We start from the raw sequence: 10796 nt of genomic DNA, 5'->3' as shown, positions 1-10796 counted from the left end.
CACTAAATAGTTACCTCTATCTTCCTTGGCGTTCTTGGCGTTCTTGGCGGTTCGTTTTTCAAGATTAAGTGCATCTTCATGGAGAATTGGTATAAGTACAAAACTTAAGCACTGAAAACCACCAAACCTATATCTGAATAAGCCTACGCCAGTTGATTCTCTGGTTCAAAAACGCTCTTGCTAGCAAGCTTTAAGAGTCTGGAAACCCTTTCAGTAGTTCCTACCCTGCGCGTTCCTACGTTGCGATCACTACGCTAACAGCAAGGCACTGCCTCCCCTGGAAAAGGGGAACTCTAAGAGCCAACTTTTTCAGGGGTTTGGGGATCTCTTGTGCATAAATCCTAAAACAGCAATCATCCCTGACACACCCATTTTTTAAGGTAGTGCACCAGTCATTTAATTGGCAGGTCTGTCCTGATAACTAACCCCTCTGAGGTTTTTCTCTGATAAACAAACAGTAACAACTTCAACCTCTGCTAATTCATCCGGTAGCTACCCATTTGCTTGAGAAAAGATTATTGGTAGATGCACCCTGATAACTCACTCCCCTGGTTGGCTAAGACCCACTAGGGGTTTTTTCTAGTTGCCGCAGCTACGCCCGTCGTAGACATCGCTATCAACCCTAATTTTGACCATTTTCTCCTGAAGATACTGGCTGCCCCTAGAAAAGATTACTGGTAGATGCACCCTGATAACTCACTCCCCTAGTAGGGTAACACCAACTGGGGTTTTTTTATTTAAAAAAATAACTGACCTTTGTACAAATTTATCCGGAGTATGGTGTTCAACCTGAGAACATTTAATTGGTAGATGCACCCTGATAACTAACTCCCCTGGTTGGCTAACACTTGCTGGGGGTTTTTTTATGCGTAGACGCGTAGCGGTGAGTGGGTCGCAGTCTTCTCTACCAGACGCTGCACGTTCGTATAGCGTTCCGTTGGCGCAGCCTCTCGCAGAGAAGGAAAGGCGGTTCCCGTCGATTGCGTTAGCGCAGCGTAAAGCCTACGGCATAGCTTCTCTACAAGACGCTAACGCGTAGCTTGCTTCCCCGCAGGGGTACGCTTAGAGCGACGATGGAGCGTCACCCCCGAACCCGGAGGGCTTGTCGTTAGACATCGCCCTAGCATTTACTGTCTACACAACTGAAGTACACGACTACTCTTGTTGCTACTGCTAGTAGACTTGAGTTCCTGTTGCCAGGATACAGCATAACCTGCTCACGCAATCCTTGAATCGCTTTCTTTTTATTCTCAGCTAAAGATCCCATTTCAAAATGATTGCTATGATATTTAATCATATTCTTAATTTTTTTTCTACATTTTAACCCCTAATTCTTTGTCTGCCAGCAATCATGCTGTCAACTTCAGACATCATAATTTCTCGTTCCCAGGTTCAGCCTGGGAATGCAGTACTGGAGGCAGAGCCTCCAAAAAATTGCCTTCCCTGCTAGAAGCAAGGAAGGAGGAAAAGATACTGGCTCAGGGTTTCAGCCTGAAGTTGACACTAATGACCAGCTATATGGTAATATTTCATGGCATTATGTTAAAAAACTTTGCCTAGAATCAAAGAGTCGCCAACCCATGAGTTTAGCTGTAATTAAGTTCTCTTCAGAAGAGTGCGGCATCTGCCACAAAATGTCTTTTTATGACAAAAAGGTGGCTGAAGAACTGGGTTTAGAATTTATCGATGTAAAAATGCAGGATACGGCTGCTTACCGCAAGTATCGCAAGATTCTATTAACTCAGTATCCCGATAAATCAGAAATGGGATGGCCTACTTACATCATCTGCAATTCTCCAGAAGGGGAATTTCAGATTGTGGGTGAGGTAAAAGGAGGTCATCCCAAAGGGGAGTTTAGAAGCCGTCTTCAAGAGGTTCTAAATTCCACAGCTAATCAGAACTAATTACCTCAAAAGATTTGACCTCTAGGACAGGGCCAATCATGGCAGTTGTCATGATATCTTCACGCACCTGTCCTTTAACTTTTGCTTTTTGTCCGGCTTTGAGTAAGTCTTTGTCAGCCCCTCTGAGGATTTCGTAAGTAACGCCCTCTTCTGTGACTAACGCCCATGCGCCTGTGCCAATATCACGGCGTTCGATTGTACCTTTAAGTGTAATGCTCATAAACAATGCTGAGTTGTAAGTGCTGTTAGCAGATAGCTATGGTTTAGCCCGTGCTGAGTAGGAGAGTAGGGAGTTAGGAGTTATTAAGAATTCTTCCCCCATGCACCATGCCCAATTCCCCATTTATGCTGTTTTTTCTTCGTTTTTCAATGCTAAACGAGCTAGTCCATAACAGATTAGGGCATTGGCGATCAGGAAGAGGCGTGCTAAGTGACCACTTCCCAAGCCCCAAACTGCCGGATCGAGAAATGCACTTATCGTCAAGCACGCTGCTACACCTAAAGTTGAACCAATGGCAAACCATTTCCAACTAGGATGTCCCAGCAGCAATGCCATTAACACAATGGGAATCAGTACGCTAGCAAACAGGGGATTAAAAGCATCAGTTCCCTGGAGGGTATTGCCTAGTTCGGGAATTGAACTGCCTAAAACCCGGAAAGGCCATTGGGGAAGATCAAAAATATAGATTCCCTTGAGGAAGAATAACCCAGAACTGCCGGCAATTAAGCCACTAGATAAAGACCAACTCCAAGTGAAGGGGAAGTAAACCCGTAAAAACCAAGCCAGCAGATAGGAACCAACTACCATTAAAATCTTGGGTAAGAGTGCGATCGCACCACCATCAATCCAAAAGCCGGGGTTAAGATAGCCGTTATCCCGTAACCACCGGAAGAAATCTGTAAAACTGATTTGTCCGGCAAAGGCTAGTTTTACTGCTGCTTCGGCATTGAGTTGTCCAGCACCATAATAGTTCAAACCATCATCCTGGATAACTCGTGCCGACTGCTTAAGGACTTTTAACACTTCATCTGGTTCTTTGATGCCAGCAGCTTTGATTAATGCCGCAACACCAGCAACGTGCGGAGAAGCCATGCTTGTACCCTGGAAGCCCAGAAATACCCCTTCGCCCTTTTCGTCAATAGTTTCTTGGAGAATCTTACCAGCTTCACTACCACCAGGAGCAGAGATATCTACCCCAGCACCAAAGTTAGAATAGGGTGCTTTTTCGCCATCTGGGCCAATTGCCGAAACGCCGATTACATAGGGATAGCGGGCTGGATAGCTTGCCCCATTGGCGTTTTCATTTCCGGCTGCGGCAATAATAACTACACCTTTTCTATGGGCATACTCGATCGCTTCTTTCATCAACTTGCTTTCACCGCCACCGCCCAAGCTCATATTAATCACATCTGCGCCTTTATCAGCAGCAAATTTAATCGCTTCGGCAATATCGGCAACAGTACCGCCACCATATGAACTGAGTACTTTCAGCGGCATCAAACTGGCTTCGTAGGCAATTCCAGCTACGCCATATTTGTTATTTGTGGCTTGGGCAATAGTTCCGGCAACATGGGTACCGTGACCATTATCGTCTTTGGCTTCTTCTCGGTCGTTAACAAAATCATAGCCTTTGACGAATTTTGTCTCATACAAGTCCCGCACCTTGGTAATCCCGGTGTCAATCACTGCAACTGTAATGCCACTGCCTTTGGTTTGACTCCATGCGCCTTCAATGCCGATTTTGTGCAAGTTCCACTGCTTGCTGTAATATTGGTCATTGGGACCAGTTAATGAGGGGTTTGCTTCATCTTCTTGGGGTCTCAAAAATTCTGCCAGCCAAGCTGCTTGACCGGGTTGTGGGATCTTCCTGTAGATGTAATTTGGTTCAATGAATTCTGTAGTTTGGGCAAACTGAGATTTTTTCAGTTCTTGGAGTCGCTGGCGATCGCCTTTGACAATATACACATTATCTTTTTTGGAAAACTTGTTGTCTAATTGGGGTGTAACGTTGTATTGTTTGGCGATCGCTTGCAAATTCTGTTCCACCACAAGTGATGGAATATCTTCCCGAAAATCAAGCAAAATCGTTTCAAACTCTCCTTTAGCTGCCAATCCCTGGAAATTCAGGAAACCAAATATGGCAGATCCCAGCCCAATGACAAACAAGCACAATAATATAAGTTTTCTCATATTAACTCATCACCGCTTTTTGTCAGTTTGCTCACTACCATAACTTATCTCCATCCTTTATTGGGGGATTTGGCACTTTTAGTTACAAGTTTCACTCAGGACTCAGGATTTTTTAAACGATGGAACGTGGTCTTTTGTGGTTGCCCCTATTAGTAATGTTTTTCTGGTTGGCTTGGCAAGGCTCGAAGGAGTATCAAAAAGTTGAAGCTTATCGCACCTGGGCAGAGCAATTTGAACGGGCTAAGTACGATATTTATTCAGTATTAGGTCAAAAAGGCAACAATCTAACTTGGGGAAAACCCACGCCTAAAGGGCTAATTCAACTCGAAACATTCTCTTTGCTTGATGTTAAGCAAATATATCTTTTGGTAGATGACAAGCAAGTAGATTTAGAAGATATTCCGGATAAAGGTGGTTCTATAGAGTTAGAATTTCTATTTTCCGAATCTACTAGTTCAGTGCGGGTTCCGTTTACAGAAATCCCTTTGGCAGCAGAATGGGGTAAGTTTTTGCTCTCTGTATTACAAGACTTGCGAACAAAACAAAATCAGTAGTTATTTGGGAGCTCCAAAAAATAAATTATCTTTCTCTATGCACTTAACGCGACTTCCTCCTCCTTGTTCCTTGGCGATAGGATGTTTTTTTATTTGGAAGTTCTTTTAACCAACTGTGTAGGGGCACGGCACTCTGACTGTCTTAATTGTTATATCGCTTATTCCAAAGGAGCTTTCTTCAGCAGAGGGAGTAAAGGAGCTTTCTTGAGAAAGAATTATTGTTCAATAACTTTTTTCTTCCCTTGCCTCAAAAGCAATATCCTTCATTCTTGAAAATATTAATTAGACAGTCATGGGGCACGGCATTGGAAATCTTTACTTTTGGTTCATCAGTTAATTTGAGCTACACTGTGACTCAAGCATGTATTGCCTTGATAAGTTATGAAGCGATTTAAAAGTGACTTAAAGGGAAATGAGCGTTTCTAGTGGAGCGATCATCAATGAAGAACCTGTATGGTTTGGAGTACCATGTGTGCGATCATGGGTGTTAGCAGTTTGAATGGCTGTCCCTGTCGTCATATCTGCGATCTCCAGAAGCAAATCCGTTTCTCCAAGCCGGACAATAACAGATGAGGCCAATTTTGCTACTATCAGTCCGGTGAAACAAGTTGCTTGCGTAAATTTTTTTGTAGGCATTGGTTTCTAACTCACATCCGATGCCATCAGTCCTCTTTGAAGTTTTCTGCTATTAGCTGAAGAATAAATTCCCCGGAAATTGTTAGGACGGGACTGGTTGGCGAATTCTTAAAATTCCAAGTTTTTATCTGGAAGTTTCAAGTTCTAAGCCTGAAGTTTCGAGTTCTCTGATCGAATGAATAGAAGTTGCGGTCACCTTGATAGGGATTAAAGTGTAGAGAAACCCGATAAAATAAATTTAGTTGCTCAATACCAAATCTTTTCTCTAGTTATTCCCCTATACACCTATACTTGCTGTGACGAGGCTTGGTCATCGGAAAACACAATCAAATAGTTATAAAAGTCGTAGAAGCCTGAGCCAAGAGCGTTGACGCACTAACCCCATCCAACTTCGCCAACACTTGATTATCAGAACTATCCACAATCAAGGCTTGACTTCCTTGGTTGTATATCGACAATTGACCAAACCGGAGACCACCTGATAACGCAAGCTTGTCCTTACCCATTTCAAAGTCAGTAATAGAGTCTGTACCCTCACCAGAAGCTAATACAAAGGTGTCAACACCATAGTTTCCGGTAAGCACATCGTTGCCTTTACCACCGTAAAGCCAGTCGTTGCCTTCACCCCCGTAGAGTTGGTCATTGCCAAGACCGCCGAACAGGGTATCGTTACCGTTATTACCCCAAAGCTGGTCATTGCCATTATTGCCGTAAAGTCGGTCATTACCATCTTGTCCGTAAAGCCGATCATCCGGGTCGCCTCCGGAAAGTTGGTCATTTCCTGAAGTACCGACGATGGCAGGAGCGGGTCTAATTGTGCCCTTAATAGCAAAGTCAAAGGAGCTTTCGTTACTATCGTTGTTGTCTAAAATGAGGCTACCACCATAGTCGCCAGGTGTAATGGTATCGAGTGCCACCGATATGGTGGTGGAATCATTAGCAGCCACGCTCTTCGGAAGAGTTCCGACCAAACTAAATCCGTCGGGAAGTTTGAGATTATTCAAGTTAAGTGCGGCTGTACCGGTGTTCTTAATAGTAAAGGTTTTAGTCAGAGTGTTACCAGCACTGGTGTTGCCAAAGCTAATGGCGGTGGTGGTGCCATCTGCAATGTTATATGTGCCATTGAGAACCTGGATTTCTGGAGCCGGAGCGGGTTTAACTGTGCCACTAATCGCAAAGTTAAAGGGGCTTTCGTTACTATCGTTGTTATTTAAACTGAAGCTACCACTATAAGTGCCGGCTGTAGTGGTATAGAGTGCCACCGATATGGTGGTGGAAGCATTAACAGCCACGCTCGTCGGAAGAGTTCCGACCAAACTAAATCCGTCGGGAAGTTTGAGATTACTTAGGTTGAGTGTGGCTAGACCGGTGTTCTTAATAGTAAAAGTTTTGGTCAGGGTGTTACCAACAGTGGTGTCGCCAAAGTTAATCGGGGTAGTGCTGTCATCTGCAATGTCAACTGTACCATCAAGAACTTGAATTTCTGGAGTAGGGATGAGGCTGCGGGACGCTTCGTATGCACCAATATCAATCACTGCGGTGCCATTACCATCACCATCCTGGGGAATATTCTTAGTAATGCTATTGAAGGCATCGGAACCAGTATCGATCGCAGGACTTCCAAGTTTGAGCCTAAAGTCATTATTTGCGGCATTAACAAACAAGGGATCTTTACCCAAAATAAAATTAGTTCCTGTTTTGCTGTACTGATCAGTGTTATAAATCAAATTATGATCAGCTTTGGTTTCTTTTGACGAAGAAGTCACAACATATGAAGCACCATCTTCTTTGGCGTACATGATGTTATTAAACACTTGTGTGTTAGTTGCTTTATTGATAAAAATCTCACCAGTACCTTGTAAATCAGGGTGTTGTGAATTTTGATAAGTTGTGTTGTTGACCACATCGACATTAGCACTGTTAAATACCTGGATACCCGCTCCACCATTCTTGTAGGATATGTTATTAGTAATTAATGTTTTCCCAGTATAAGCCTCTCCATCTAAACCTGGAACATTTCCGTTATCAATCATAATGCCATGTCCTTCGGTGACTGCTCCCGCTCCAACCCAAGGAATGTAATTGTAATTGTTGTACGTAATGTTTCCTCGAATAATATTTTTATAAATGCTCGTATTGTTATCTGAATTATAGTTTTTAAGTAACGAAATTCCTTGCGTCCCATACAAGGAATACCACCCACATTCAGATACGATGTTGTTCTCAACAGTGGTATAATCTGCTTCTACTGCTGCGATTCCTCCGCCGGAGAACTTGGAGATATTATTACCTCGAAAAACAAGGTGAGTGGAATGCTCACCCGAAGAGTCAGTTGTTGCGTAAATGCCGTTTCCATTTGTCAGTACACAGTCTGGGTTATCCTTCTGGGATTGTGCATACGCTAGAGTAACTTGATCGTTAGCTCCAATAAGTGTCAGACCTTCGATGACGATGTAGGAAGAGCCTGTGATACTGATAGCATTGAAATTGGCCGATTTGAGTACGGGATTGTGACCAGGATAGGCAGTGAATGTGATTGGTGCCGCCTCTGTGCCGTGTTTTTGATCGATACTAAGGATTGATTTGGTAGGGTATTGTTTCTCCTCATAAGTACCATTCATGACGTAGACGGTATCACCTGCCTGCACCAAGTTGGCAGCTGCTTGAAGGGTGCGAAATGCTTGATCCTCTTTCAAGCCATTATTTTTATCATTACCTGTTCCAGAAACGTAGTATGTTTTGCCAGCCATAGGTTTACTCCGAATGTGTGTAAGGGGAATTGGTAGTACACTCTCAGCAACTTTCCTCAGTTGCTAAGTAGTTATTTAAATGGGTCATCTGTCTGGACTTTTCAGCACAGTCACAGCTGTCCGATCGCGACTTGAAATCGCATCGGTTGTAAAAACGCTGTTGTCAAACTGAAAATTTTTTCTCCTGCCAACCGTTGATAGGGCAGGTGTAACTGAGTCTGGGAAATTCATGTATTAAAACTAACCTTAAAAAAGGAGATTTAAATCGGTGAATACCCTGATTAAGGTAGTTTTTTTTACAAAAAAATCTAAGAAAATATGCAACTGTCGTGGTAGAGTCCTGTTAATTGCCAGAGTGATATGGGAATGGAGAGCGCTTTGTGCAAGGATTTAATGAAGTTTCTCTAAAAATTTTTAAAGAAGCCATGCCTTGTGATGCGTCGGCTACGCATAGCTTGCTTCCCGTTCGCAAAGCATCCGTAGGGAAGGGTACAGCGGGCTATTCGGTGTCGCCAAGTAACGACCATCTCGCCAGTAAAAAGGTTGCCGTAAATCTTTGTTGTTGCGATCAGGCACGAGGAAAGAGGGTTTTAGCCTAGTTGATCAATCTTTGAGATAGTTTGGTTTGATGAGGCCAACTTACTTAATCTTCATATATGAACACTGAAATAAACTCCAGAACACCCGTTGCTTTAACCATTGCTGGTTCAGATAGTGGTGGCGGTGCAGGAATTCAAGCTGATTTACGCACCTTTGCTTTTCACTGTGTCCACGGTACTAGCGCTATAACCTGCGTCACGGCACAAAATACTCTAGAGGTGAGGAGGGTTGATGCTATGCCAAGAGAGGCTGTTGTGGCGCAAATTCAGGCAGTAGTTGAGGATATTGGTGTACAAGCTGCCAAAACCGGAATGTTGCTCAATCAGGAAATTATTTTAGCTGTTGCCCAACAGGTGGAAGCTTTACAAATCGATAATCTAGTAGTTGATCCAGTAATGGTGTCACGTACTGGGGCACAATTGATTGATGATGATGCTGTGAAGACTCTTTGCCATGCCCTGATTCCCAAGGCGGTTATCATCACGCCCAATCGCTATGAAGCCCAGATTTTGAGCGGTTTACAAATCAATTCCTTGGAAGATATGCAAGCTGCTGCTGAAATTATTCACAAGACTTTACGGACAAAGGCTGTTTTAGTCAAGGGCGGAGGTATGCACACAGATATGCGTGGCGTTGATATCTGGTTTGATGGGAACAAGTTGGAAGTTTTGACTTGCCAGCAAGTAGAGACAAAAAATACCCACGGTACTGGTTGTACACTATCGGCTGCGATCGCTGCTAATCTGGCTAAGGGAAAAGATTTGTGGCAGGCAGTACAACAGGCAAAAGAGTATGTGACTACTGCACTCACTTACGCCCTAGATATTGGCGAAGGGCAAGGTCCTGTAGGACATTTCTTCTCATTGTTACCAAATTAGGACTTACGCACAAGAGATCCCCAACCCGCGAAATTGGGGGCTTTTGAGTTTCTCCCCAATTTATCGGAGAGCCAACACGGTCTTCTCCCTTGGCGTTAGCCTCTCCCTTTGGGAGAAGGGGAGACGCCCGCCGTAGGATGCCCGTAGGGCTGTAGGGCGATAGCGTAGCGTTAGCGAGTCCGCGAGCATCTGGGGTCTCCTCAAGTAGAGCGACTGGCGTGGGTTAGGGGGGAGTGCGCTTCGCGCACGCTACGCGAACGAGGTTTCAAGTTGTTAGTGCGTAAGTCCTGCAAATTAACCTCGTGGTCAGTTATCAAGGGGACTGGGGAAGAAATCTGCCCACTAGAGGCGGTGTTTTAACCTTCTTTAAGATTGAAGAAATCCGCCCACCAGAAGCAGGGTTTTAACCTAATTCCCAATCCCTAATCCCCAATCCCTAATCCTTAATCAGAAATCTTTGCCCTTTCGGCATTTTTCTATTATTCTTGGGCATAGTTTCAGGGCTGACTATCTCTGTTAGCATCTCTGTACAATCTAATTACCTTGATTTTTAATACCAAGCCCCCGATGCGAACAACCATAGGTTCTGTTCACAGGAATTCGCCAACACCGACTACTCAAGCCTACCCTCCCTCTGTACCACTATCTGTATATAGGGAATTGTCAACAGAGTTGCAAGCAGTACAGGCAAGGCTAAATGCACTCACCACCCAAAATCAGCAATTAGCACAAGAAAATCAATTACTACGTCAAGAAATTACCAAAGTCGTTAAGTCTTTTTCTCACTTGCAAAAGTTTGTGGATTCCCATGCTACACCTAGTTATCACCAAGCTACCCAAGCTTCTGGCGATGTTAAAAGTGCCGCCAAACAGTCAGTAACTCAAGCGCGTCCACCTCAGCAGGTTTCTCGTTCGCGTCCACCTGTTGTGCCCAAAGCGCCCCCCGAAAAAAGCCGCCGCCAAGACTTTTCTACACCTGTAATGGAAATGAATTTCCCGATACCAGAACCAGTTTTTATAGAAGAGCAACAAGTAAGTTATTATTCGACTACTGAGCCAGATGCCAAGGAAGTCAGTGGTTGGTGGTTAATTATCACTATCTTGTTAATCATGCTTACTGCCTTTAGTGCTGGATATTTCGTTGTCCGTCCTTTGTTTGAACATCAGAAACGTTAGTTGAGACTCTCACATTCAGCAGCAGGCTTTCGGGCTACTGAGCAATTTGTCTGCAATCACTCTCTAAATATCCGAACAAATCCGCTAAACGGCGGAGTTGATCTATT

Annotated in this window: 10 protein-coding genes; 5 read left to right on the top strand and 5 right to left on the bottom strand. The window is 44.0% G+C overall.

From position 1 onward, the window contains the following. The first annotated feature begins 865 nt into the window (after window positions 1-865). Window positions 866-1039 carry a hypothetical protein gene (locus V7L29_RS00480; RefSeq protein ID WP_334734169.1) on the top strand — a complete coding sequence of 58 codons (174 nt, stop codon included), beginning with the start codon at window positions 866-868 and terminating at the stop codon, window positions 1037-1039. Between the two features lie 541 nt (window positions 1040-1580). Continuing rightward, window positions 1581-1904 carry a thioredoxin family protein gene (locus V7L29_RS00475; protein ID WP_190727634.1) on the top strand — a complete coding sequence of 108 codons (324 nt, stop codon included), beginning with the start codon at window positions 1581-1583 and terminating at the stop codon, window positions 1902-1904. On the opposite strand, the gene V7L29_RS00470 is transcribed toward V7L29_RS00475, so the two are convergent. Together V7L29_RS00470 and V7L29_RS00465 are read right to left on the bottom strand one after the other, a co-directional pair. Further along, window positions 1891-2124 carry a hypothetical protein gene (locus tag V7L29_RS00470; protein ID WP_334689528.1) on the bottom strand — a complete coding sequence of 78 codons (234 nt, stop codon included), beginning with the start codon at window positions 2122-2124 and terminating at the stop codon, window positions 1891-1893. The two genes, V7L29_RS00475 and V7L29_RS00470, sit on opposite strands and share 14 nt — an antisense overlap. Window positions 2125-2247: 123 nt before the next feature. Further along, on the bottom strand, window positions 2248-4095 hold the full coding sequence (locus V7L29_RS00465; protein ID WP_334734168.1) for a S8 family peptidase: 1848 nt from the start codon (window positions 4093-4095) through the stop codon (window positions 2248-2250). A gap of 119 nt (window positions 4096-4214) precedes the next feature. Between V7L29_RS00465 and V7L29_RS00460 the strand changes: the two genes are divergently transcribed. Continuing rightward, window positions 4215-4649, top strand: coding sequence for a hypothetical protein (locus V7L29_RS00460; protein WP_334734167.1), 435 nt, complete (start codon window positions 4215-4217; stop codon window positions 4647-4649). 402 nt (window positions 4650-5051) lie between these two features. Here the strand turns inward: V7L29_RS00460 and V7L29_RS00455 are convergent, their stop codons facing one another. The 3 genes from V7L29_RS00455 to V7L29_RS00445 all read right to left on the bottom strand — a co-directional run bounded on the left by V7L29_RS00455 (window position 5052) and on the right by V7L29_RS00445 (window position 8611). Next, window positions 5052-5285, bottom strand: a complete 234-nt coding sequence (locus tag V7L29_RS00455; protein WP_334689531.1) for a hypothetical protein — start codon at window positions 5283-5285, stop codon at window positions 5052-5054. A 326-nt stretch (window positions 5286-5611) separates the two neighbouring features. Next, the gene (locus V7L29_RS00450) at window positions 5612-8035 is read right to left on the bottom strand and encodes a choice-of-anchor D domain-containing protein (RefSeq protein ID WP_334734166.1); all 2424 of its coding nucleotides are present in this window, start codon (window positions 8033-8035) and stop codon (window positions 5612-5614) included. Between the two features lie 444 nt (window positions 8036-8479). Next, window positions 8480-8611 (bottom strand): hypothetical protein, encoded by a 132-nt coding sequence (locus V7L29_RS00445; protein WP_334734165.1) that lies wholly within the window; start codon window positions 8609-8611, stop codon window positions 8480-8482. An 80-nt stretch (window positions 8612-8691) separates the two neighbouring features. Here V7L29_RS00445 and thiD point away from each other — a divergent pair, with 80 nt between their 5' ends. Then, complete coding sequence (thiD, locus tag V7L29_RS00440; protein WP_334689533.1) at window positions 8692-9513, top strand: bifunctional hydroxymethylpyrimidine kinase/phosphomethylpyrimidine kinase; 822 nt, start codon at window positions 8692-8694, stop codon at window positions 9511-9513. A 567-nt stretch (window positions 9514-10080) separates the two neighbouring features. Further along, window positions 10081-10689: a cell division protein ZapB gene (locus V7L29_RS00435; RefSeq protein ID WP_334734164.1), complete on the top strand. Its 609-nt coding sequence runs from the start codon at window positions 10081-10083 to the stop codon at window positions 10687-10689. The last annotated feature ends 107 nt before the right edge of the window (window positions 10690-10796 follow it).

It is taken from the genome of Nostoc sp. (assembly GCF_036916575.1).
Lineage (GTDB): Bacteria > Cyanobacteriota > Cyanobacteriia > Cyanobacteriales > Nostocaceae > Nostoc.
Note: the sequence above shows the minus strand (reverse complement) of the source record. Positions and strands in the feature narration are given on the sequence as shown.

What these genes read in the sequence shown, in the direction of transcription:
- V7L29_RS00480 (WP_334734169.1), top strand. Translation starts at nt 866, where the DNA reads ATGCGTAGACGCGTAGCGGTGAGTGGGTCGCAGTCTTCTCTACCAGAC.
- V7L29_RS00475 (WP_190727634.1), top strand. Translation starts at nt 1,581, where the DNA reads ATGAGTTTAGCTGTAATTAAGTTCTCTTCAGAAGAGTGCGGCATCTGC.
- V7L29_RS00470 (WP_334689528.1), bottom strand. Translation starts at nt 2,124, where the DNA reads ATGAGCATTACACTTAAAGGTACAATCGAACGCCGTGATATTGGCACA.
- V7L29_RS00465 (WP_334734168.1), bottom strand. Translation starts at nt 4,095, where the DNA reads ATGAGAAAACTTATATTATTGTGCTTGTTTGTCATTGGGCTGGGATCT.
- V7L29_RS00460 (WP_334734167.1), top strand. Translation starts at nt 4,215, where the DNA reads ATGGAACGTGGTCTTTTGTGGTTGCCCCTATTAGTAATGTTTTTCTGG.
- V7L29_RS00455 (WP_334689531.1), bottom strand. Translation starts at nt 5,285, where the DNA reads ATGCCTACAAAAAAATTTACGCAAGCAACTTGTTTCACCGGACTGATA.
- V7L29_RS00450 (WP_334734166.1), bottom strand. Translation starts at nt 8,035, where the DNA reads ATGGCTGGCAAAACATACTACGTTTCTGGAACAGGTAATGATAAAAAT.
- thiD (WP_334689533.1), top strand. Translation starts at nt 8,692, where the DNA reads ATGAACACTGAAATAAACTCCAGAACACCCGTTGCTTTAACCATTGCT.
- V7L29_RS00435 (WP_334734164.1), top strand. Translation starts at nt 10,081, where the DNA reads ATGCGAACAACCATAGGTTCTGTTCACAGGAATTCGCCAACACCGACT.